The sequence below is a fragment of the Pseudomonas agronomica genome (genome assembly GCF_025917275.1).
Lineage (GTDB): Bacteria > Pseudomonadota > Gammaproteobacteria > Pseudomonadales > Pseudomonadaceae > Aquipseudomonas > Aquipseudomonas agronomica.
This window is the reverse complement of the sequence record NZ_JAOSHO010000007.1, coordinates 1-21747: the sequence shown is the minus strand read 5'-3', so window position 1 is coordinate 21747 and position 21747 is coordinate 1. Positions and strand designations below refer to the sequence as shown.

The window sequence follows — 21747 nt, the reverse complement described above, 5'->3', positions numbered from 1 at the left end:
ATTTAAAAATGCCGTTCGCGCCCGGCGAACAGGTCGCGTAGATTGCCCCGGTGGCGCCAGACGATCAGTGCGACGAGCGCGGTCATTGGCAGCAAGGCCGCCGGTTCCTGCCAGGCCAGCAATGGCAGGGTCAACGGTGTGGCGATCAGCGCGGCCAGGGAGCTGGTGCGAGTCAGGTAGAAGGTCAGCAGCCAGGCGCAGACGGCCAGCAGGGCGGCAGGGGGATAAAGACCCAGCAGCATGCCGGCGGCAGTGGCGACACCCTTGCCGCCACGAAAGCGAAAGTACAGCGGGAACAGGTGGCCGATGACGGCGCAGACGCCAATCCAGGCCTGTTGCTGCAACGAGAGCCCTGCAAGGCTGGCGATCAATACCGGGACAAGACCTTTGCAAAGGTCGCCTAGCAGGGTCAGGATGGCGAGTTTGCGTCCGGCCAGGCGCAGCATGTTGGTGGCACCGGCATTGCCCGAGCCACTCATTCGCGGATCCGGACGACCGGTCAGGCGGCTGAGCAAAATGGCGAAGGACAGTGAGCCGAGCAGGTAGGCGAGGATCGCCAGTAACCAAAACATGCTAACCATTCCGGGCGAGGACGCCCTGATTCTAACGGCGCATTGCGCCCTTGTCGTGCTGCGGAGAAAAGTGCTTGGACAGAGTGTTTATCGAGGGCCTGGAAGTCGACACGGTAATCGGTGCCTACGACTGGGAGCGAGGCATCCGTCAGTGCCTGCGGCTTGACCTGAGCTTCGCCTGGGACAACCGCCCGGCTGCCGCGGGCGATGACCTTGCGCTGGCTCTCGATTACGCCAGCGTTTCGGCGCGTATCCAGGCGTTCGCAGAGCAAGCGCAGTTCCAATTGGTCGAGACTTTCGCCGAGCGCTTGGCCCAGGAGCTGATGGACGAGTTCAAGATCACCTGGCTGCGTCTGAAAGTCACCAAGCCTGGCGCCGTTCCGGCTGCCAGTGGGGTTGGCGTGGAGATCGAGCGCGGATGTCGCTGACACAGGTTTTCCTCGGGCTCGGCAGCAATATCGAGCGCGAAACCCATTTGTGCGCAGGGCTTGAGGCACTGGCCGGTTTCCTGGTCGATATGCGCTGCTCAGCCGTGTTCGAGAGCCAGCCGGTGGGTATCAAGAGCGGGCCATTCTTCAATTTTGTCGTCTCGGCCTTCACTGACCTGCCGCTGATGGAGCTGGATCGCCGGCTCAAATTCATCGAGGCCGACAACGGTCGTTATGCGCCAGACCGCAAGGGCTTGCCGCTGGATATCGACGTGTTGCTCTATGGCGAACAGGTTGGCAACTTCGATGGGTTGATCCTTCCGCGTGCCGAAATCCTCAAGAATGCTTTTGTGCTGTGGCCTTTGTCGTTGATCGCGCCGGATCGGATTCATCCGGGCGTGGGCAAGAGCTTTGCCACGTTGTGGGAAGAGGCGCAGATCGACCAGGTGTTGGCGCCGGTGGCATTCGAGTGGCGAGGGAAGCAGCTTACGCCGTCGGATCTGCTGTAAAGCGGCGGCCGACATCGTCAGCTCGTCGCTTCCTTGTAAGCCTTCAGCGCCCTGAGGCGCTCACGCTTGATCGCCTCACCGAGTTCCGGTCCCTTGAACCCTTTCTCCAACAACGGCTGCACCGCCACTGCCCGGGCCGCTGCCGCAGCGCCCCGCAGATAATCAGCCTGTGGATAACTTCGTTCTTCAAGCCCCTTGCGCCCGCGCGCATCCATTTCGCAGGCGGCGATGAATTCCTCGAAACGCTGGGGGCGCCGGTACACATCAAAACTCTGCAGCAGCTCGAGCAACGTCGAGGCCTTGAGTTCCAGCGCGCGATGACCGTGGGTGTGGTATTGACCCACCAGCAGCGCCAATTCCTGACAGTCGCGGGGTGCCTTGAAGCGTTCGTTGACCGCTTTGATCAGTTTCAGCCCTGTGTGTTCGTGGGCGATGTGTCGTGGCCACTCATGCTCAGGCGTCAGGCCTTTTCCCAAATCATGCAGCAGGCAGGCCCAGCGGACCGACAGCGGCTGCTTGAACCGTGCTGACTGTTCCAGCACGCCCAGGGTATGAGCACCCGTGTCGATTTCAGGATGATGGGCTTCGGGTTGTGGGACGCCGAACAATGCGTCGACTTCAGGCATCAAGACTTTGAGCGCATCACAGTTTCGCAATACCTGAATGAATACCTGCGGCTGGTTCTCCATCAGTGCGCGGGAGATTTCCTTCCAGCTGCGTTCAGCCGTCAACGCCTCCAGCTCGCCAGACGCACTGAGCTGGCGCATCAGTTCAAGAGTCTCGTCCGCAATCTTGAAACCCAGCGGGGCATAGCGCGCCGCAAAACGTGCAACACGCAAGACCCTGAGGGGATCTTCGGCGAAAGCTATGGAAACGTGACGAAGCATGCGTGCTTCGATATCGTGCTGGCCATGGTAGGGGTCGATGAGATTGCCATGATCATCTTCGGCGATCGCGTTGATCGTCAGGTCCCTGCGGATCAGGTCTTCTTCGAGTGTGACCTCGGGGCTGGCATGGAACACGAAGCCGCCATAACCCCTGCCGCTCTTGCGTTCCGTGCGGGCGAGGGCATATTCCTCGCCTGTCTTGGGGTCAAGAAATACCGGGAAATCCGCCCCTACGGGGCGGAAGCCCTTGGCGAGCATTTCCTCGGCGGTGGCGCCCACCACGACCCGATCAATGTCAGTGACGGGAATGCCCAGGAGGCGGTCGCGAACGGCGCCGCCCACTTTGTAGATCTGCATAAAAAACCTCCGTTGGGCCGACAGGATAAACCTTTACGCCGGACCGCCGGAGGCGAAAACGGTATCAAAGATGTATGACGGCCAAGTCCAGGCGGCCATAGTCTCCTTCGGCTTGTTCGTTTCGCGGGGGGACATGATGGGTTTTCATCACTTGCTCGCCTTGCAGGGTTTCGAGGTGGATATCGAATCCCCAGAGGCGATGCAGGTGCTTGAGGACTTCATCGGTTGAATCGCCCAGCGGCTTGCGATTGTGCTGTTGATGACGGAGCGTCAGCGAGCGATCCCCACGGCGGTCGATGCTGTAGATCTGTACGTTGGGTTCGCGATTGCCCAGGTTGTACTGCGCCGCCAGGGTTTCACGGATGATGCGATAACCGCTTTCATCATGGATTGCGGGTACCAGCAGATCGTCCTTCTGATCATCGTCAAGGATGCTGAATAGCTTCAGGTCGCGAATCACCTTGGGCGAAAGGTACTGCAGGATGAAGCTCTCATCCTTGAAACTGCTCATCGCGAATTTGATGGTGGATAACCAATCCGACCCGGCCAGCTCAGGAAACCAGCGACGATCCTCGTCGGTTGGGTTTTCACACATCCGCCGAATGTCGCGGTACATCGCAAAGCCCAGCGCGTATGGGTTGATGCCACTGTAATAGGGGCTGTCGAAACCAGGTTGGAACACCACGCTGGTGTGGGATGTGAGGAACTCCATCATGAAGCCATCGGTGACCAGGCCCTCGTCATAGAGGTCGTTCATCAGCGTGTAGTGCCAGAACGTCGCCCAACCCTCGTTCATCACCTGGGTCTGGCGCTGCGGATAAAAATACTGGGCGATCTTGCGCACGATCCGCACGATTTCCCGCTGCCAAGGCTCCAGCAGCGGCGCATGCTTTTCAATGAAGTAGAGGATGTTTTCCTGGGGCTCGGCAGGGAAGCGTGCGTTGTCCTTCTCGCTGTACTTGTCGGCGCCCTTGGGGATGGTCCGCCAGAGGTCGTTGATTTGCTTCTGCAGATGTTCTTCCCGGTCTTTCTGTCTGCGCCGTTCCTCTTCAGCGGAAATAGGGTAGGGGCGCTTGTAGCGGTCCACGCCGTAGTTCATCAAGGCATGGCAGGAGTCCAGCAAGTCCTCCACCGCGTCGATGCCGTGGCGCTCTTCGCACTGCATGATGTACTGCTTGGCAAATACCAGGTAATCGATGATCGAGCTGGCATCGGTCCACGTACGGAACAGGTAGTTGCCCTTGAAGAAACTGTTGTGCCCATAGCACGCATGCGCCACCACCAAGGCTTGCATGCAGATGGTGTTTTCTTCCATCAGGTAGGCAATGCACGGGTCGGAGTTGATCACGATTTCGTAGGCCAACCCCATCTGGCCTCGGCTATAGGATTTTTCCGTACTGAGAAAGTGCTTGCCGTAGGACCAGTGGTGATAGCCCAGCGGCATGCCGACCGACGCGTAGGCGTCCATCATCTGCTCGGCAGTGATCACTTCGATCTGGTTCGGGTAGGTGTCCAGGGCATAACGGTCCGCGATACGGCTGATTTCGCGGTCGTAGGCCTGGATCAGTTCGAATGTCCATTCGGAACCGGTTGAGATGGGCTGGCGCTTCTGCTCTTTTTTGGCGGTCATGTCACTAACCTGCGCTGGAAGAGTTCACGGAAGACCGGGTAGATATCCCCGGCCGAGACCAGTTGCTGTTGCGCAAACGTGTCGGAAAAAGCTTCGGCGATGCGTTCGTATTCATACCACAGGGCTTGATGTTCCCGCGGCGTGATTTCCACATAGGTGTAGTACTGGACGAACGGCATGATCTGGTTGATCAGGATGTCACGGCAGATGGGCGAATCGTCGTTCCAGTTATCACCGTCGGACGCCTGCGCCGCGTAGATATTCCACTCATTGGCTGGATAACGTGCGGCCATGATTTCCTGCATCAGTTTCAAGGCACTGGAAACGATGGTGCCGCCGGTTTCCCGGGAATAGAAGAACTCCTCTTCGTCGACTTCCCGGGCGCTGGTGTGGTGCCGGATGAATACCACGTCGATCTTGTCGTAATTGCGTTTCAGGAACAGGTACAACAGGATGAAGAAGCGCTTGGCGATGTCCTTGGTCGCCTGGGTCATGGAACCCGACACGTCCATCAGGCAGAACATCACCGCCTTGGAACTGGGGTTTGGTTGTTTTACCAAGAGGTTGTACTTGAGGTCGAAGGTATCCAGGAACGGCACGCGGTGAATGCGCGCGCTGAGTTTCTCGATCTCCGCTTCCAGGTCCTGAATGTCGCCAAAATTGTCCGGTTCCTCGCGCTTGAGGCGGGCCAGTTCTTCCTTGGCTTCGCGCAGTTTCGCCCGGCTGCTACCCGACAGGGCGATGCGTCGGGCGTGGGCTGAGCGCAGGGTGCGGATGATATTGATGCGCGAGGGATTGCCCTCGTTGCTGATACCGGCGCGCACGGTCTTGAAGGTGTCGGTGCCGGTCAGGTTGCGCTTGACCAGGTTCGGCAGTTCCAGGTCCTCGAACATGAACTCCAGGAATTCTTCCTGGGTGATCTGGAACACGAACTCGTCCATGCCTTCGCCGGAATTGCCAGCCTTGCCAGGGCCTTTGCCACCGCCTCCACCCGGTGGGCGAGGGATGTGTTCGCCACTGGTGAATTCCTTGTTCCCGGGATGCACGACGGTCTGTTTGCCGCCGCGGCCATGGTGAAGCACCGGCTCGTCTATGTCGCGCCCGGGGATGCTGATCTGTTCGCCGTGTTCCATGTCGGTAATGGAGCGACGGCTGACCGCCTCTTCGACGGCTTTCTTGATGTGATCACGGTAACGCCGCAAAAAGCGCTGGCGGTTCACCGTGCTTTTGTTCTTGCCATTAAGGCGTCGGTCGATCACATAGCTCATAGGCCCCTCCGGGGGAGCTTCAAGTCGTGAGCTACAAGCTGCAAGCAAAAGCAGGCTCACGCGCTTTTCTCTTGCAGCTTATAGCTTGTAGCTTGTCGCTGTACTACTGCGATTTCCGGACCCGCAGGTACCACTCGGACAGCAGCCGTACCTGTTTGTCGGTGTAGCCACGTTCGACCATGCGTGTGACGAAGTCGTTGTGTTTTTGCTGGTCCTCCTTGCTGGCCTTGGCGTTGAAGCTGATGACGGGCAGCAGATCTTCGGTGTTGGAGAACATTTTTTTCTCGATGACCACCCGCAGCTTCTCGTAGCTGAGCCACGTAGGGTTCTTGCCGTTGTTGTTGGCCCGGGCGCGCAGGACGAAGTTGACGATCTCGTTGCGGAAATCCTTCGGATTGCTGATGCCCGCCGGTTTCTCGATCTTTTCCAGTTCCTCGTTGAGCGCCACGCGGTTGAGGATTTCGCCGGTCTCCGGATCGCGATATTCCTGGTCCTGGATCCAGAAATCTGCGTACAACACGTAGCGATCGAAGATGTTCTGGCCATATTCGCTGTAGGACTCCAGATAGGCGGTCTGGATTTCCTTGCCGATGAACTCGATGTAGCGGGGCGCCAGGTATTCCTTGAGGAAGCGCAGGTACCGCTCACGGGTTTCGGCCTGGAATTGTTCCTGCTCGATCTGCTGTTCGAGCACATACAACAGGTGGACCGGGTTGGCGGCAATCTCATGGGGGTCGAAGTTAAAGACCTTGGACAGGATCTTGAACGCGAAACGGGTGGACAGGCCGTTCATCCCTTCGTCCACGCCCGCGTTGTCGCGGTATTCCTGGATCGACTTGGCCTTCGGATCGGTGTCCTTGAGGTTTTCGCCGTCATAGACCCGCATCTTCGAGTAAATATTGGAGTTTTCTGGCTCCTTGAGGCGCGACAGCACGGTGAACTGAGCCAGCATCTTCAGCGTGTCGGGTGCGCAATGGGCCTTGGACAGCGAGCTGTTGAACAGCAGCTTGTCGTAGATCTTCACCTCGTCGGTCACTCGCAGGCAGTAAGGCACCTTGACGATGTAGATCCGGTCGATGAAGGCTTCGTTGTTCTTGTTGTTGCGGAAGGTATGCCATTCCGATTCGTTGGAGTGCGCCAGCAGGATACCGCTGAACGGAATCGCCCCCAGCCCCTCGGTGCTGTTGTAGTTACCTTCCTGGGTGGCGGTCAGCAACGGGTGGAGCACCTTGATGGGCGCCTTGAACATCTCGACGAATTCCATCAGTCCCTGGTTGGCTCGGCACAGTGCGCCTGAATAGCTGTAGGCGTCGGCGTCGTTCTGTGGGAATTCCTCCAGCTTGCGAATATCGACCTTGCCCACCAGGGCGGAAATGTCCTGGTTGTTTTCGTCCCCAGGCTCGGTCTTGGCCACCGCGATCTGGTTGAGGATCGATGGGTAGAGCTTGACCACCCGGAACTGGCTGATGTCACCGCCGAACTCGGCCAGGCGCTTGGTGGCCCAAGGCGACATGATGGTATTGAGGTAGCGGCGCGGAATGCCGAAGTCTTCCTCCAGAATTGCGCCGTCTTCGGTGGCGTTGAACAGCCCCAGCGGGGACTCGAACACCGGCGATCCCTTGATGGCGTAAAAAGGCACTTTCTCCATCAGTTGCTTGAGCTTCTCGGCCAGGGACGATTTACCGCCGCCGACGGGGCCGAGCAGGTAGAGGATTTGCTTCTTCTCCTCCAGGCCCTGGGCGGCATGGCGGAAGTAGGACACGATCTGCTCGATGCATTCTTCCATCCCGTGGAAGTCGGCAAACGCCGGGTAGCGGCGGATCACTTTGTTGGAGAATATCCGCGAGAGCCTCGAGTTGGTCGAGGTATCCAACAGCTCCGGTTCTCCGATGGCCAGCAACAGACGCTCCGCGGCCGATGCGTAGGCACTGCGGTCCTGCTTGCAGAGTTCGAGGTATTCCTGCAGCGAGTACTCCTCCTGCCGCGTGGACTCGAAACGTTGCTGGAAGTGGCTAAAAATACTCATGACGTCACCTCGCTCGATACGTGGAGCCGGTGTCGGATCAATCAGTCGATGCTGGACAGCCGCTGGGAACCCAGTTGCCGTTTTACCCCCCAGAATGCTTCCAGGAATATCGACTCCTGGAAGCTGACTCCCGATGACCCGCGCGCCGGTGTACCGGCTCTCCCCTGTTTTGGATGGCCTGAGGCTAAGGATAGTTCGGAATCTGAGAGGTAAAGGTGGAATACGTAATTAGTTATGGCAGACCGTTCGTCTGCCATCGCCCAAGCCCGCGGTTCGCGTGGGCTTGGACGGCATAAAAAATTATTCGTGGGAGCCTTGCTCGGTTTCTCCAGGGTAAGTCGAGCGCCACAGCTCAAAACCACCGTCCAGGCTGTAGACGTCACTGAAGCCCTGGCTGATCAAGTAGGCCGCCGCACTCTGGCTGGAGTTGCCGTGGTAGCAGACCACGATGGTAGGCGCATCGAGATCAGCGGCCTGGATGAAAGCATGAAGGGAATGATTATCCAGATGCTTGGAGCCACTGATGTGCAAAGCTGCGAAAGTGGCGGGGTCGCGCACATCGACGACGACGGCGCCTTGTTCATGCAGGGCGTGGGCCTGTTCGGGAGGGATGCGTTTGAATTCGGTCATTTAGGACTCCTGTGGCCTGAAGCGCAAAGCCGATCAAAGGGCAGTGCCGGCCGGCAATGATGCGGTGGTCGATGGATGTGGTTTGGGGCGGCCTTTCTCGTCGCAATCGCAGCGCAGCAGTTCGCCGGTGTCGACGTTCATCAGCGTCAACGCGCTGCCCCATACGCAGCCGGTATCGAGGGCAAAGACCCCGGGCTCGTCGCTTTGACCTTCAAGGGCCGCCCAATGACCAAAAATGATCTTCAGGTTACGTGTCTTGCGTTCCTTGTGCTTGAACCATGGCGCATAACCGGGTGGGGCGGTCTCGATGCCTTCCTTGCCCTTGAGATCCAGCTTGCCGTCGCGTGTGCAGAAACGCATGCGGGTGAAATAGTTGGTAATGACCCGAAGGCGGGCCACGCCGGTCAGGTCATTGTCCCATTTGACCGGTTCGTTACCGTACATGCCGTCCAGGTAGGGGCCGAACAGGTTGTCGTCCCGTAGCGCCTGCTCCACTTCGCCGGCGCACTTGAGTGCCTTGCGCAGGGACCATTGGGGCGGAATGCCAGCATGTACCAGTGCAAGGTTGCGCGTCTCGTCGTAATGCATGAGCTTTTGCTGGCGCAGCCATTCGAGCAGCTCGACGCAATCAGGCGCGTCCAGGATCTCCTTCAAGGTATCGGATTTTTTCAGGCGCTCGATGTTCTGCCAAGCCGCCAGCAAGTGCAGGTCGTGGTTGCCGAGCACGCAGACCAGCGAATCGCGGATGCCATGGAGAAAGCGAAGGGTTTCGAGTGATTGCGGGCCGCGGTTGACCAGGTCGCCCACCAGCCACAGCGTGTCTTTTTGTGGATCAAACGCTACCCGTTCCAGCAGGCACTTGAGCGGGTCCAGGCAGCCTTGCAGGTCGCCCACCGCATACGTGGCCATCAGTGCAGCGCTCCGGGCACCGCCAGGCGAAAGGGCTTGATGATGGCGTCGAAGCGTTTGCCGTCTTCGGCCAGCATCTGGTAGGTGCCCTGCATGGTGCCGACTTGGGTAGTCATCACGGTGCCGCTGCTATAGCTGTGGCTTTTACCTGCGTCGATCAACGGTTGCTGGCCGACCACGCCCTCGCCGCGGACTTCCTCGACGTGTCCGTCGCCATCGGTGATGACCCAGTGTCGCGACAATAGCCTGGCCGGCAAAGAGCCGTTGTTGCGCACCGTGATGGTATAGGCGAAAGCGAAACGGTTGTGTTCGGGTTGCGACTGTTCTGCCAGAAAGCGGGTGGCGACGCTGACGTCGACCTGATAACGAGGATCGGACATGCAAAAAGGCCTTAAGCGGGACGCGGACATGACTCAAGAGGTTAGTCTAGGCCACGTATCGGGTAGTAAACCAGACCGGCGTACTGCCCGATAGCGGTCATGGCCTGTTAGTTGGCAGCCGTCGTGGGCGTGACTTGTTCGCTGAGCTTGTCGGCCAGGCGCACGAAAGCCGCCAGGTCCAACTGCTCGGGACGCAGGCTGCCATCGACGCCGGCGGCTTCGATTTCGGCGCTGCTGAGCAACAGCTTCAAGGTGTTGCGCAGGGTTTTGCGACGCTGGTTGAAGGCTTCGCGCACGACGCGTTCCAGCAAGCGATGATCCTTTGCCGGATGTGGCAGGACCGCGTGGGGGACAAGCCGGACGATGGCGGAGTCGACTTTCGGTGGTGGGTTGAACGCGCCAGGCCCCACGTTGAACAGATGATCCACGCGGCAGTGGTACTGGACCATGATCGACAAACGCCCCCAATCGCCGCCGCCAGGACCGGCGGCGAGGCGCTCGACCACTTCCTTCTGCAGCATGAAGTGCATGTCGCGGATCAGGCTGGCATTGTTCAGCAGGTGAAAAATCAGCGGCGTGGAGATGTTGTATGGCAGGTTGCCCACGACTCGAAGGCTGCCCGGCGCGGCGTTCAGGCTGTTGAAGTCGAATTTCAGCGCGTCGCCTTGGTGCAGGTTGAAGTTGCTCTTGCTGGCGAATTGCTGGTTGAGGATCGGGACGAGGTCCTTGTCCAGTTCCACCACGTCCAGCTGCGCACCGCTGCCGAGCAGACCTTCGGTCAGGGCGCCTTGGCCCGGCCCGATCTCGAGGAGGCGGTCATCGACCTTGGCATTGATGGAACGCAGGATGCGGTCGATCACGCCAGCGTCATGCAGGAAGTTCTGGCCGAAGCGCTTGCGCGCGCGGTGTTGGTATTGCTCGGTCATAAATGGGTCTCGGCCATCTGGTAGGCGGTTTCCAGCGCGACTTGCAGGCTGCCGGTGTCGATCTTGCCGCTGCCGGCCAGGTCCAAGGCAGTGCCATGGTCCACGGACGTGCGGATGATGGGCAGGCCCAGGGTCACGTTGACCGCCGCGCCGAAGCCTTTGTACTTCAGCACGGGCAGGCCTTGGTCATGGTACATCGCCAGCACCGCGTCGCAGTGCTCCAGATATTTGGGGGTGAACAGAGTGTCGGCAGGCAGCGGGCCATGCAAATCCATGCCCTCGCTGCGCAAGCGTTCCAATGTGGGTTCGATGATGTCGATTTCTTCGCGGCCCAGGTGTCCGCCTTCGCCTGCATGGGGGTTCAGCCCACACACCAGGATACGAGGCTGGGCGATGCCGAACTTTTCCCGGAGGTCGGCGTGCAGTATCCGCGTGACCCGTTCCAGGCGTTGCGGTGTTACTGCGTCGGCGATGTCCCTCAGGGGCAGGTGAGTGGTGACCAGCGCCACGCGAAGGCCTCGGGTGGCGAGCATCATTACCACTTGCGCGGTCTGGGTCAGGTCGGCCAGGAATTCCGTGTGACCGGAAAACGGTATGCCGGATTCGTTGATCACGCCCTTGTGCACCGGGGCGGTGATCATCCCAGCGAAGGCTCCGTCCAGGCAGCCCTGGCCTGCGCGGGTCAGGGTTTCCAAGACGAACGCGGCATTGGCGGTGTCCAGCTGGCCCGTTACTACCGGGGCGCCCAAAGGGGTATCCCACACGTACAGGCTGCCGGCCGGCGCCGGAGAATCCGGCCAGGCATCCGGTGTGACCGATAGCAGGTCGACCGCCACTCCCAACTGCGCGGCCCGCTCAAGGAGCAGGTCGCGGCTGGTAATGGCAATCAGGGGGTGCGGCTGGGCTTGCGAGGCGAGCAGCAGGCACAGGTCGGGACCAATGCCTGCTGGCTCGCCGGGGGTCAGCGCGAAACGCTTGGGTTTCACTGCGCTGCCTGGTCTGCGCCAGGGAGTTTGATCTCGACATAGGCTTCGTCGCGAATCTGACGCAGCCAGGTTTGCAACTCTTCGTCATATTTGCGGTTACGCAACACCGTCATGGCTTGCTGTTCGCGCGCCTGGGTAGTGCTGTCGGTGGCGCGGCGGCCAAGGACTTCCAGTACGTGCCAGCCATAAGGGCTCTTGAACGGCTTGGACAGTTGGCCCTGCGGTGTTTCGGCCATGACCTGGCGGAACTCGGGAACCAGCGCATTCGGGTCGACCCAATTCAGGTCGCCGCCGTGCAGGGCTGAACCCGGGTCTTCCGAGAAACTCTTGGCCAGCTCGGCGAAATCTTCGCCAGAAGTGATCCGCTCGTAAAGCTTCTCGGCCAGGCGCTTGGTTTCGGCTTCGCTGCGGATTTCACTTGGCTTGATCAGGATGTGACGAACGTGTACTTCGTCGCGCACCTGGGTACCGCCACCGCGTTTTTCCAACAGCTTCAAGATGATGAAGCCACCCGGTGTACGGGCAGGCTGGGTGATGTCACCCACGGCCATGGAGCTGAGTTCGCGATCGAACGGAGGAGGCAGTTGAGCGGCTTTGCGCCAGCCCATGTCGCCGCCTTCCAGGGCGTTCTCACTGGCGGAGCGCGCCACGGCCATCTGGCCAAAGTCAGCGCCTTGCTTGAGTTGCTGGTAAACGTCCATCGCCTGGCGATAAGCACTCTGGATCGCTTCGGAGTTGGCGCTTTCCGGAGTGGGGATCAGGATGTTTGCCAGGTGCAGCTCTTCGGACAACTGCATCTTGCCCAGGTCGGAAGCGAGGAAGTTCTTCACTTCCTGCTCGGACACCTGGATGCGTTCGGCGACACGACGCTGACGTACACGGCTGATGACCATCTCGCGGCGGATCTGGTCGCGGGCGTCGTCAAAAGACAGGCCATCACGAGCCAGGGCGGCACGGAACTGATCGATGGTCATGTTGTTGCGCTGGGCAATGGTGCCGACAGCCTGGTTCAGCTCTTCATCGGTGATGCGGATGCCGGAGCGTTCCCCAATCTGCAATTGCAGGTTTTCAACGATCAGGCGCTCAAGCACCTGCTGGTCGAGCACGCCCGGCGGCGGCATGCCACCGCCACGCTTGGCAATGGTTTGCTGGACTTCGTGGACACGCTGGTCCAGTTGGCTTTGCATGACCACGTCGTTGTCGACGATGGCCACGACCTTGTCGATGGATTGCACCGCGGCGTTGGCCGCAGTACCCAGGAACAGCGCGCCCAGCATCAGCGGGCGCAGACAATCAGAAAGCTTGGTCTTCACGTTCACGATAACCTTGAATGCCTTTGTCGAGGAAACTCTCTACCTTGGCGCCGGTAAGGCCGCCGAGTCCCTTCAGAACAATTTGGAGGAAGACGCCGTGGTCGCCCTTTTCGTTTTCCGGGGCGGCCTGACTGAATTCTTCATAGTCGACCCAGTAACGGTTGATCAGGCGCAATTTCCAGCAGCAGTTGTCATATTCGAAACCACCAAAGGCTTCCAAAGTACGGTTGCGGTTGTAGTCATACTGCCAGCGGCTGATGGCGTTCCACTGCGGCACGATCGGCCAGATGACCGAGAAGTCGTGCTGCTTGATCTTGTAGTAATCCTTCACGTAGTTCGGATCGCCCGGCCGGCCGTAGTCGCCGCCGCCCACTTGCCATTGGCCAGTGGCCTCGTCGTAGCGGACCTGGTCGTTGCGATAACGGTAACCGGCGTTGATGACCTTGTTCGGGTTGTCTTCCGGCTGGTAATGGAACATCGCGCTGCCCGAACGAGGGCTGCGGGTGTCCGGGTCCCAGTTGTATGTTGCCGTGGTGCGCCAATCGCGGTTCCAGCGATATTCGTATTCCAAGGCATATGGGGAGACGTCGGACTTGGCGTCTTCGCGTGTCTTGAAGTCGATGCCTGGCAGCTGGACTTCGCGGTCCTTGAAGTACAAGGCCTGGCCAACGCTGACGCGTTGACGCTCGAAACCGTTTTCTTCTATCCAGCGGCTGGTCACGCCCAGGGACAGCTTGTTCTCGTCGCCGACACGGTCGGAGCCGGTGAAGCGGTTATCCCGGAACAGCGAGGAATAGCTGAAGGTCGATTCGCTGGTGTCGAACACCGGGATATCGCTCTGGTCCTTTTCCGGTACATAGAGATAGAACAGGCGAGGCTCCAGGGTCTGGCGGTAGTTGGTGCCGAACCATTGCGTGTCGCGGTCGAAATACAGGCCGCTGTCGATGCTGGCGATCGGAACGCCACGGCTCTGGCTGCTGCTGTAGGTGCCGCGCAAGCGATCGGCTTCGGCGTTTTGCAAAGCGACCTGGTCTTTACCCGTGCTATCCAGATCCAAATCGTATTGAGTGTATTGGTACTTGAGCGACGGTTTGATATAGCCATAGCTTGCGGTCATCGGCAGGCTGACAACTGGCGCCAGGTTCATGCGGTCGCCGTTTGCTCGTGCCAAGCCTCTAACGCGAGTATCGAGGAAGTCCTCGCTGTTACCGTCCTCGTCGGTGTACTGACCGGTCCGCAAATCACGCTCAAACCGCACCAGCTCCGTCTTGTATGCGAAATCCAGTCCATACGGATGTTCAGGCAGGGATCCGTTGAAGGTGATCTGAGGCAGGCGGTTATAAGGCGTGATCTTCGAAATCGTCGCCATCTGGTAAGCCTGGGCGTTCAACCGCGCGGTGTAGTTGTCACCGCGATAGCTGACGGCACCTTGCTGGTTTACATAGTCCCGCGACTCCACACCGATCTGGTCGGTCTGGAGATCCTGGAAGTAATACGGATCGCTGATCTTGGTGTAGTCGACTTCCGTCAGCACGCGCGAGTCGAGGCCGCCCTTGTGCTGCCAGTTGTACATATAGCGGGTCTTGTCGTAGTCGGTCTGCCCACTACGCTCATCGTCTTCATCGTTGAGGTACGCGGCGCCGAACTGACCTTCACTGGACTTGGTCAGGTAACGGAACTCACCTTCCATCAACAGGCCGCGCTTGCCCATGTAGCGCGGGTACAACGTGGCGTCGTAGTTTGGCGCCAGGTTGAAGTAGTACGGGGTCACCAGCATGAAGCCGGTATCGCTGCCGCTGCCAATGGTCGGCGGCAGGAAGCCGGACTGGCGACGATCATCGATCGGGAAGTAGATGTACGGGGTGTACAGGATCGGAATGTCCTTGACCCGCAATGTGACGTTGGTTGCGGTACCGAAACCGGTGGCCGGGTTCAAGGTGATGTTGTTGCCCTTGAGTGTCCAGGCGTTGCTGCTCGGTTCGCACGTGGTGTACGTACCGTCCTTGAGACGGATGATCGCGTTCTCGGCGCGCTTGGCATACAGCGCATTACCGCGGATGCGCGACTTGTGCATCACGTATTCGGCGTTGTCGACCTTGGCTTCGCCGGTGTCCAGCTGCACATCGGCGTGGTCGCCAACAATCAGCGCACCGTTGTCGCGAACCCGTACGTTGCCATTCAGCTCGCCACGGTTCTCGGCCTGGTACAGGCTGGCCTCGTCGGCTTCGACCTGCATGCTGCCCTGGCGCATGACCACGTCACCGGCCAGGGTCGCCACTTGCTGTTCCTGCTCGTAACGCGAGGCCTTGGCGCCGAGGAAGGTCGGGGCGTCGCTTTTGGCGGTCTTGTCGTTCATGCCTGGGCGCGTCGGTTCGATATACGCGCCAGCGCAGTAGGGACCGGTTTCAGCCAATTGAGCGGGCGTGAGGTTCTCGCGGGGAACCCAGTCCAGGTGACTGTAGTCTGCACTGCGCGACTTCAGGCCGCGACCCTTGGCTTCGGTGACGAGCATCGGCTTTTCGCCGGCTTCTTCGCCCGAACCACTCTCAGCCGGCGTGCTACCGCTGTCCGCGACGGCACTGCCCTCATGCACGGGGCGCGGCGGCAATGCAGCGGCCGGTGTCTTGGGGGAACAGTCCCAGGCACCCGAAGCGGAGACGGAGCAGTCATACTGCTGCGCCGCGACGACGAATGAAGAGGCCAAGGGTTGCAGGGCCAGCAGACTGCCGGTGACCAGCAACGGAAATTTTTTACGAAACGCGGGGGATTTCAATGCCATCTTATTAGTCCGGGCTTCCTGCGTGCCATCTGCCCGCGGTGTGGGCCGCACGCCTCTCGATGGTCTGAAAAAGATGCTGGATAATAAAGCATGACCCGCTTGACGGCTAGGGCCGTCGGAGACCCTTGCAATGCCTGACCAAGATGTACGCTTGCAACACCTGAAAGTTTGGCTCGATGAGCAACTCCCGATCCTTTTTTCCCAACAAGGCTGGGGCGCCGTGCCCCCGGCCACATTGACCGCGGCCAGCAGCGACGCGAGTTTCCGGCGGTATTTCCGTTGGGAAGGCGCGGGTCGCAGCCTGATCGTGATGGACGCGCCACCCCCCCAGGAAAACTGCAAACCCTTCGTGGATATTGCATTTTTACTGGCGAAATCCGGCATCAACGTGCCAAAAATATATGCTGAAGACCTCGATCGCGGATTTCTTTTGCTCAATGATCTGGGCAACCGGACGTATCTGGACGTGATCAATGGCGAAAATGCCGACGATTTGTTCCGCGATGCCTTGCAAGCCCTGTTGGCTTTTCAGCAACTGCCGATGGTGGCGCCACTGCCCAGCTATGACGTTGCGTTGCTGCGCCGAGAGCTGGAGCTGTTCCCGGAGTGGTACGTCAAGCGGGAGCTGGGCATCGAATTCGATGCGACCCAGCAACAACTTTGGCAGCAGGCGTCCGACCTGTTGATCAACAGCGCCCTGGCCCAGCCGAAAGTATTGGTGCACCGCGACTACATGCCGCGCAACCTGATGCTCAGCGAGCCCAACCCAGGCGTGCTGGACTTCCAGGACGCGGTCTATGGCCCGGTCACCTATGACGTGACCTGCCTGTTCAAGGATGCCTTCCTCAGTTGGCCCGAGGAGCGTGTGCGTGTCTGGCTGGAAAATTACTGGCAAGAAGCCGGTGCCCTCGGCATTCCGGTCCAGCCGGATTTCGAAGATTTCCTGCGCGCCAGCGATTTGATGGGCGTACAGCGTCATCTGAAGGTGATCGGCATCTTCGCGCGTATTTGCCATCGCGACGGCAAGCCGAGATACCTGGGTGATGTGCCGCGTTTCTTTGCCTATATAGAAGCAGTCATCGCCCGTCGTCCTGAATTGGCGCCGCTCGATGAATTGCTTTGCAGTCTGCGGCAGCCGGCTGGGGTGACCGCATGAAGGCGATGATCCTGGCGGCAGGCAAGGGCGAGCGCATGCGGCCCCTGACGCTGACCACGCCCAAGCCGTTGATCCGCGTCGCCGGCGTACCCTTGATCGAATATCACCTGCGAGCGCTGGTTGCCGCCGGCTTCAGCGAGGTCGTGATCAATCACGCCTGGCTCGGCCAACAGATCGAGGATTACCTGGGGGACGGCTCGCGGTTCGGCGTGCGCATTGTCTATTCGGCGGAAGGCGAGCCATTGGAAACCGGTGGCGGCATCTTCCGCGCGTTACCTCTGTTGGGCGATGAGGCGTTCATGGTGGTCAATGGCGACATCTGGACCGACTTCGATTTTGGCACCTTGCACCGGCCGCTCGACGGCATGGCCCATCTGGTGTTGGTGGACAATCCCGCGCATCACCCCGGCGGCGATTTCATCCTGGCCGACGGAAAGGTTCATGAAGGCGCGCCGACGGCCGACAAACTGACCTATAGCGGAATCGCAGTCCTGCACCCGCGGCTGTTCGACGGTTGCGTTGACGGCGCGTTCAAGCTTGCGCCGTTGCTGCGCCGGGCCATGGCCCTGGAACAGGTCAGCGGCGAACGCCTGGACGGGCATTGGATAGATGTCGGGACTCATGAACGATTAGCGCAGGTTGAAGCATTGATAGAAGCGAGCCGTTGATATGTGGTGGCCAGGGACTCTGATCGGAGCGGGAGCGGGCTTTGCCATAGCCAGCATCCCGGGGGCCATGCTCGGTGCGTTGCTGGGACAGGCGCTGGATCGGCGCCTGGACCTGCACAGTTGGGCGCAAGTGCGTGAACGCCTGGGTGGTCGTCCGGCGTTGCGCAACGATGAATTGTTGTTCGTATTGCTCGGACGCCTGGCGAAAAGCGATGGGCGCGTGGTGGATGGGCATATCCAGCAGGCTCGCCAGGAGATGCGCGCGCTCGACCTGAGCGAGCCGGCGCAACGTCGTGCCATCGCGGCGTTCAACCGGGGCAAGTCCGAGCATGATCGCTTGCGCGGTTATCTGCGTCGCCTCGCCCTCCAGCCCCATGCGGCCGAAGGCGTGCTACGGGCGTGTTGGCGGATGGTATGGGCCGATGGTCGCGCAGGTGCGAGTGAGCGCGAGTTGCTTGCCCAGTGGGGCAAGTGGCTGGGCTGGACGCCGCAGCAGGTCCAGGCGCTGGCGATCGATTACGAACCGCAGAAACTGTCGCGACCCAGCAGCGGCGTGACTTACCAGGAGGCGTTGCGGCTGCTGGGCGTTTCCGCCACCAGTGAACCGTCGCAGATCAAGCGGGCTTACCGTCGGCTGCTCAGCCGTCATCACCCGGACAAGATCGCCGGTAGCGGGGCGACGCCGTTGCAGGTGCGTGAAGCGACTGACAAGACCCGGGAATTGCACAACGCCTATCGGTTGATTCGCGAGCGGCGGGATTTCCGCTAGCCGAGCGCCGAGCAATTGTGGCGAGGGGATAAATCCCCTCGCCACAATAATGGTTCACTTGAAGTGTTAGTCCGTTTGTGGATTCAACCAACCCCGAACCCGCCGAAACAACTGCTCCTGCTCCGCCGTTGCGTTGGGCAGCGCCTTGAGGGCGACCTGGCTGAAATTCGATCCTTTCAATCGCTTGCTCGCTTGCAGGCGTTCGAGGGCCGCGTTGCGATCCAGCGGCTTGTCCATATAGAAGATGTCGGCGGTGGCCAGCTTCAGGGTGGGCGTCAGTTCGGCCAGGCCCGGCGTCGCGGTGACGGGCGTCTGGGCTGCGACCATCACGAAGCGTTCGATCTGCGCGGGCTGCTTTTCGCTGAGGTAGCGCGCCGCCCAATAGGCACCTGTGCCGTGGCCCAGTAGCACGATGCTGCGGGCGCTCTGCTGTTCGGCGTAGGCCAGTGCCGTGTCGATGCGGGCAAAAATCCGTTCGGCGTCGGCCTTGGCGTGTTCTTCATCGGTTTCGGCGATGGCGGGATCTGCTGCGTCGGCTTCGCCCCCGGCCACTTGCTCGATGGGCGCGGCGGCGGTGGCGTCCGGTGCTGCGGCAGCCACGTCTGCCGGTTTGGTCTCGGGCGGTGTTTCCACGGTGCGAGGCGCGATGACGTCGCTTTGCAGGTCCGGCAGCGTGATACTCAGGCTGCCCCACTCGGCATCCGGCAACTTTTTGCGCAACGGGCCGATTGCTTGAGGCCAGTCAGCTGTTTCGCCAGCGCCGGGGATTATGATGACCGCGCCCTTGGGATCGCTGGTATTGGCTGGCTTCCACAGGGCAAGAAAAGTATCGCTGCCGGTTTGTAGCTGTTGTTGTTCCTGGGACGGGACTTTTCGTGCAAGTGCCGTCGCTTCTTCCTGGCTACGCTCGAGCAAGGGTTGACGTTCGGCCGGTTTCTCTTCGGCGGGTTGTTCCGCAGCGGCGGGGGCTGGTTCGCCGGCGTGCACAGAAAATGCACTCGGCAGGATCAGCGACAGGCACAATGCTGGCAACGCCAGGCGATAAACAGAGGGCATCGGATATTCCATGACCAGAAGTATTTCCGGCAGCCTAATGGGTTGGTCAGTATTTGTCAGTGCATGAGACTTCGATGATGCGTTTTTGCTGCCTGTGGGTTATCGGCTGTTTATGGCTTCCCTTGATGGCCTGGGCCGCGCCCGCGCCGCAGAGCCACGACGTGCAGCTCAATGGCGTCCAGCGCCAGTGGTTGGCGGAGCATCCGCAGCTACGGGTCGGCCTGGTGCTGCAGGCGCCGTACGCACAATACGACCGGCGCTTGCAGCGTTTGTCCGGCACCAGCGTCGAGTTGATGCAGTGGTTGGGCAAGGCGTTGAACGTCGAACTGACCTGGCGCAACTTTCAGGACGTCGCGCAACTGGAAGAGGCGGTGCGCGATGGCGAAGTGGATGTTGCGCCGGGCCTGACCCAGACCCCGGGGGGGCTCAGGCTCTGGCAATTTTCCGACCCTTATATGCGTGTACCGCAACTGATCGTCGGCGCGCAGAAAGGCGCCGAAGGCGTGGAATTGGAGAAGCTCGACACCCAGAGCCGGGTTGCGGTACGCATGCCCAGTGCCACGGCTGATTACCTGCGTAGCAATTATCCAGCGCTGAATCTGCAGGGCGTGCCGATGGAGCGCGAAGCCTTGCAGCTGCTGCTGACCCAGCAGGCCCGATACGCGGTGGTCGACGAGGCGCAGCTTGGACGGCTGATGGTCGAGCCCGAATTCGCCGAGCTGGCGGTGGTGGGCGACATCGGTTCGCCGCAATTGCTCCGGGTCGCCACGCGCCGTGATTGGCCGCAACTGGCCGATATCATTGACAGCGCCTTGCAGGCCATCCCCGCCAAGGAACTGGAGCAACTGCACAGTCGCTGGCTCAAGCCCAAATATCCACGCCTGACCGAGACCCCGGGCTTCTGGCAGAACCTGACGCTGTTGCTGCTGGCGATGCTGCTCAGCAGCGTGGCGATCGTATTCTGGCAGCGCCGCCAGCAGCGCTCGGTGGAGCGTCGCCTGCGTGCCGCGCGGGAAGACATCGCCCAACGCACCGCCAGCGAAGAAGCCTTGCGCCTGACCCAATTTTCCATCGACCAGAGCACTGTCGGCATCCTCTGGGTCAATTGGGACAGCCATGTGCGCTACGCCAACCGCGCTGCCGAAACCATGCTCGGCTACGCGCCGGGCGCGATCATCGACCGGCCGCTGATCGACTTCGAGCCGGGCCTGCACATGGACCGTTGGCTGAACCTGTGGAAGCGTGCCCGTGCCAGTGAGGAGGGGCCGCTGAGTTTCGAGACCGAGTGCGTGCGTGCCGATGGAAGCATCCTGCCGGCCGACGTCTCCTTGAGTTTCCTGCGTTTTCGCGAGGCGGAATACCTGGTGGTTTATCTCAACGACGTGACGGAGCGTCGGCGGGCGCTGGCGGCTTTGCGTGAGAGCGAGGCGCGGCTGCAAGGCATCGCCGCCAACGTTCCGGGAATGGTCTTTCGCCTGGAGCGGGCACCGGTGACCGGGCAAATCGATTTTGCCTACATCAGTGAAGGCAGCGAAAACCTGGTGGGTTATTCCCCGGCAACCCTGGCCCGCAGCGATACCGGGCTGCGCAGCCTGGTACACCCCGAAGACAAGGCCGGCTATCACCGCTCCCAGGACCAGGCGCTGGACAGCGACAGCGATTGGTCTTGGCAGGGCCGCATCCTGACCCGCGAAGGCCTGGAGCGCTGGGCCGAGATCAAGGCGATTACTCGCCGCCTCGAAGACGGCGCCTACGTCTGGGACGGTATCGTCTGGGACATCACCGAAAGCAAGCGCATCGAACTGGAACTGGCCAGTTCCCGGGAGCAATTGCGCGAACTGTCGGCGCACCTGGAAAGCGTCCGGGAAGAAGAAAAGGCGCGCATCGCCCGGGAAGTACACGACGAACTGGGCCAGATGCTGACGGTGTTGAAGCTTGAAACTTCCATGTGTGAATTGGCCTATGCACAACTCGATCCTGGTCTGCAGGAACGGCTCAACAGCATGAAGCGCCTGATTGCCCAGCTGTTCCAACTGGTGCGCGACGTAGCGACGGCGCTGCGCCCGCCAATCCTGGACGCGGGTATCGCCTCGGCCATCGAATGGCAGGCCCGGCGTTTCGAGGCGCGTACGCAGATCCCTTGTCTGGTGCAGGTGCCTGACAACCTGCCGCCCTTGAGCGACGCCAAAGCCATAGGCCTGTTTCGGATTCTCCAGGAGGCGCTGACCAATGTGATGCGCCATGCCCAGGCGCATACCGTAGAATTGACGCTGGTGCGGGAAGACGACCAGTTGTGTCTGACAGTCAGCGACGACGGTGTAGGATTTATCACTGACGCGGGACGGCCAACATCCTTTGGCCTGGTTGGCATGCGTGAGCGCGTGTTGATCATGGGCGGGCAGTTGACCCTCGACAGTGAGCCGGGGGAGGGCACGACCTTGTCGGTGCGCGTGCCGTTGCATGAGGCTTGATGGTCTTGGATTGCCTGGGCTGGCGCC

General features: G+C 60.4%; 19 protein-coding genes. 6 read left to right on the top strand and 13 right to left on the bottom strand.

Annotation, left to right across the window (positions count from 1 at the left end; genetic code table 11):
- Window positions 1-2: 2 nt before the first annotated feature.
- A complete protein-coding gene (plsY, locus tag OC610_RS01460; protein WP_003206189.1) occupies window positions 3-572 on the bottom strand; it encodes a glycerol-3-phosphate 1-O-acyltransferase PlsY in 570 nt (189 codons plus the stop codon).
- 74 nt (window positions 573-646) lie between these two features.
- Here plsY and folB point away from each other — a divergent pair, with 74 nt between their 5' ends.
- Together folB and folK are read left to right on the top strand one after the other, a co-directional pair.
- Window positions 647-1000 carry a dihydroneopterin aldolase gene (folB, locus tag OC610_RS01455; protein ID WP_264426199.1) on the top strand — a complete coding sequence of 118 codons (354 nt, stop codon included), beginning with the start codon at window positions 647-649 and terminating at the stop codon, window positions 998-1000.
- Window positions 991-1509 carry a 2-amino-4-hydroxy-6-hydroxymethyldihydropteridine diphosphokinase gene (folK, locus tag OC610_RS01450; RefSeq protein ID WP_264426198.1) on the top strand — a complete coding sequence of 173 codons (519 nt, stop codon included), beginning with the start codon at window positions 991-993 and terminating at the stop codon, window positions 1507-1509. Before folB ends, folK begins: the two co-directional genes overlap by 10 nt.
- A gap of 17 nt (window positions 1510-1526) precedes the next feature.
- Here the strand turns inward: folK and OC610_RS01445 are convergent, their stop codons facing one another.
- The 11 genes from OC610_RS01445 to OC610_RS01395 all read right to left on the bottom strand — a co-directional run bounded on the left by OC610_RS01445 (window position 1527) and on the right by OC610_RS01395 (window position 15600).
- Complete coding sequence (locus tag OC610_RS01445) at window positions 1527-2753, bottom strand: multifunctional CCA addition/repair protein (protein WP_264426197.1); 1227 nt, start codon at window positions 2751-2753, stop codon at window positions 1527-1529.
- 64 nt (window positions 2754-2817) lie between these two features.
- Window positions 2818-4383, bottom strand: coding sequence for a SpoVR family protein (locus OC610_RS01440; protein ID WP_264426196.1), 1566 nt, complete (start codon window positions 4381-4383; stop codon window positions 2818-2820).
- Complete coding sequence (locus tag OC610_RS01435) at window positions 4380-5651, bottom strand: YeaH/YhbH family protein (protein WP_030139231.1); 1272 nt, start codon at window positions 5649-5651, stop codon at window positions 4380-4382. Before OC610_RS01435 ends, OC610_RS01440 begins: the two co-directional genes overlap by 4 nt.
- A 103-nt stretch (window positions 5652-5754) precedes the next feature.
- Window positions 5755-7677 carry a PrkA family serine protein kinase gene (locus OC610_RS01430; RefSeq protein WP_264426195.1) on the bottom strand — a complete coding sequence of 641 codons (1923 nt, stop codon included), beginning with the start codon at window positions 7675-7677 and terminating at the stop codon, window positions 5755-5757.
- Window positions 7678-7977: 300 nt separating this feature from the next.
- A complete protein-coding gene (glpE, locus tag OC610_RS01425) occupies window positions 7978-8307 on the bottom strand; it encodes a thiosulfate sulfurtransferase GlpE (protein ID WP_264426194.1) in 330 nt (109 codons plus the stop codon).
- A gap of 33 nt (window positions 8308-8340) precedes the next feature.
- A complete protein-coding gene (locus OC610_RS01420) occupies window positions 8341-9216 on the bottom strand; it encodes a symmetrical bis(5'-nucleosyl)-tetraphosphatase (protein ID WP_264426193.1) in 876 nt (291 codons plus the stop codon).
- Window positions 9216-9596 carry a Co2+/Mg2+ efflux protein ApaG gene (gene apaG, locus OC610_RS01415; protein ID WP_030139227.1) on the bottom strand — a complete coding sequence of 127 codons (381 nt, stop codon included), beginning with the start codon at window positions 9594-9596 and terminating at the stop codon, window positions 9216-9218. Before apaG ends, OC610_RS01420 begins: the two co-directional genes overlap by 1 nt.
- Window positions 9597-9703: 107 nt before the next feature.
- Window positions 9704-10522, bottom strand: a complete 819-nt coding sequence (rsmA, locus tag OC610_RS01410; RefSeq protein WP_030139226.1) for a 16S rRNA (adenine(1518)-N(6)/adenine(1519)-N(6))-dimethyltransferase RsmA — start codon at window positions 10520-10522, stop codon at window positions 9704-9706.
- A complete protein-coding gene (pdxA, locus tag OC610_RS01405; RefSeq protein WP_264426191.1) occupies window positions 10519-11508 on the bottom strand; it encodes a 4-hydroxythreonine-4-phosphate dehydrogenase PdxA in 990 nt (329 codons plus the stop codon). Before pdxA ends, rsmA begins: the two co-directional genes overlap by 4 nt.
- Window positions 11505-12821, bottom strand: a complete 1317-nt coding sequence (surA, locus tag OC610_RS01400) for a peptidylprolyl isomerase SurA (protein WP_264426190.1) — start codon at window positions 12819-12821, stop codon at window positions 11505-11507. The genes pdxA and surA overlap by 4 nt, the downstream gene beginning before the upstream one ends.
- Window positions 12802-15600 carry an LPS-assembly protein LptD gene (locus OC610_RS01395; protein WP_264426189.1) on the bottom strand — a complete coding sequence of 933 codons (2799 nt, stop codon included), beginning with the start codon at window positions 15598-15600 and terminating at the stop codon, window positions 12802-12804. Before OC610_RS01395 ends, surA begins: the two co-directional genes overlap by 20 nt.
- A gap of 130 nt (window positions 15601-15730) precedes the next feature.
- On the opposite strand from OC610_RS01395, the gene OC610_RS01390 reads away from it, so the two are divergent.
- From OC610_RS01390 to OC610_RS01380, 3 genes are read left to right on the top strand one after another with little or no spacing between them, the layout of a single operon-like run.
- On the top strand, window positions 15731-16756 hold the full coding sequence (locus tag OC610_RS01390; RefSeq protein WP_264426188.1) for an aminoglycoside phosphotransferase family protein: 1026 nt from the start codon (window positions 15731-15733) through the stop codon (window positions 16754-16756).
- Window positions 16753-17424 carry an N-acetylmuramate alpha-1-phosphate uridylyltransferase MurU gene (gene murU / locus OC610_RS01385; RefSeq protein ID WP_264426187.1) on the top strand — a complete coding sequence of 224 codons (672 nt, stop codon included), beginning with the start codon at window positions 16753-16755 and terminating at the stop codon, window positions 17422-17424. Before OC610_RS01390 ends, murU begins: the two co-directional genes overlap by 4 nt.
- 1 nt (window position 17425) lies before the next feature.
- Window positions 17426-18193: a TerB family tellurite resistance protein gene (locus tag OC610_RS01380; protein WP_264426186.1), complete on the top strand. Its 768-nt coding sequence runs from the start codon at window positions 17426-17428 to the stop codon at window positions 18191-18193.
- A gap of 66 nt (window positions 18194-18259) precedes the next feature.
- Here the strand turns inward: OC610_RS01380 and OC610_RS01375 are convergent, their stop codons facing one another.
- Window positions 18260-19249, bottom strand: a complete 990-nt coding sequence (locus OC610_RS01375) for an alpha/beta hydrolase family protein (RefSeq protein WP_264426185.1) — start codon at window positions 19247-19249, stop codon at window positions 18260-18262.
- 74 nt (window positions 19250-19323) lie between these two features.
- On the opposite strand from OC610_RS01375, the gene OC610_RS01370 reads away from it, so the two are divergent.
- On the top strand, window positions 19324-21720 hold the full coding sequence (locus tag OC610_RS01370) for a PAS domain-containing sensor histidine kinase (protein ID WP_264426184.1): 2397 nt from the start codon (window positions 19324-19326) through the stop codon (window positions 21718-21720).
- The last annotated feature ends 27 nt before the right edge of the window (window positions 21721-21747 follow it).

Bases quoted from the DNA above. Each gene is read 5' to 3' on its own strand.
- plsY (WP_003206189.1), bottom strand. From the start codon at position 572: ATGTTTTGGTTACTGGCGATCCTCGCCTACCTGCTCGGCTCACTGTCC.
- folK (WP_264426198.1), top strand. From the start codon at position 991: ATGTCGCTGACACAGGTTTTCCTCGGGCTCGGCAGCAATATCGAGCGC.
- OC610_RS01445 (WP_264426197.1), bottom strand. From the start codon at position 2,753: ATGCAGATCTACAAAGTGGGCGGCGCCGTTCGCGACCGCCTCCTGGGC.
- OC610_RS01440 (WP_264426196.1), bottom strand. From the start codon at position 4,383: ATGACCGCCAAAAAAGAGCAGAAGCGCCAGCCCATCTCAACCGGTTCC.
- OC610_RS01435 (WP_030139231.1), bottom strand. From the start codon at position 5,651: ATGAGCTATGTGATCGACCGACGCCTTAATGGCAAGAACAAAAGCACG.
- OC610_RS01430 (WP_264426195.1), bottom strand. From the start codon at position 7,677: ATGAGTATTTTTAGCCACTTCCAGCAACGTTTCGAGTCCACGCGGCAG.
- glpE (WP_264426194.1), bottom strand. From the start codon at position 8,307: ATGACCGAATTCAAACGCATCCCTCCCGAACAGGCCCACGCCCTGCAT.
- OC610_RS01420 (WP_264426193.1), bottom strand. From the start codon at position 9,216: ATGGCCACGTATGCGGTGGGCGACCTGCAAGGCTGCCTGGACCCGCTC.
- apaG (WP_030139227.1), bottom strand. From the start codon at position 9,596: ATGTCCGATCCTCGTTATCAGGTCGACGTCAGCGTCGCCACCCGCTTT.
- rsmA (WP_030139226.1), bottom strand. From the start codon at position 10,522: ATGACCGAGCAATACCAACACCGCGCGCGCAAGCGCTTCGGCCAGAAC.
- OC610_RS01395 (WP_264426189.1), bottom strand. From the start codon at position 15,600: ATGGCATTGAAATCCCCCGCGTTTCGTAAAAAATTTCCGTTGCTGGTC.
- OC610_RS01390 (WP_264426188.1), top strand. From the start codon at position 15,731: ATGCCTGACCAAGATGTACGCTTGCAACACCTGAAAGTTTGGCTCGAT.
- murU (WP_264426187.1), top strand. From the start codon at position 16,753: ATGAAGGCGATGATCCTGGCGGCAGGCAAGGGCGAGCGCATGCGGCCC.
- OC610_RS01380 (WP_264426186.1), top strand. From the start codon at position 17,426: ATGTGGTGGCCAGGGACTCTGATCGGAGCGGGAGCGGGCTTTGCCATA.
- OC610_RS01375 (WP_264426185.1), bottom strand. From the start codon at position 19,249: ATGCCCTCTGTTTATCGCCTGGCGTTGCCAGCATTGTGCCTGTCGCTG.
- OC610_RS01370 (WP_264426184.1), top strand. From the start codon at position 19,324: ATGATGCGTTTTTGCTGCCTGTGGGTTATCGGCTGTTTATGGCTTCCC.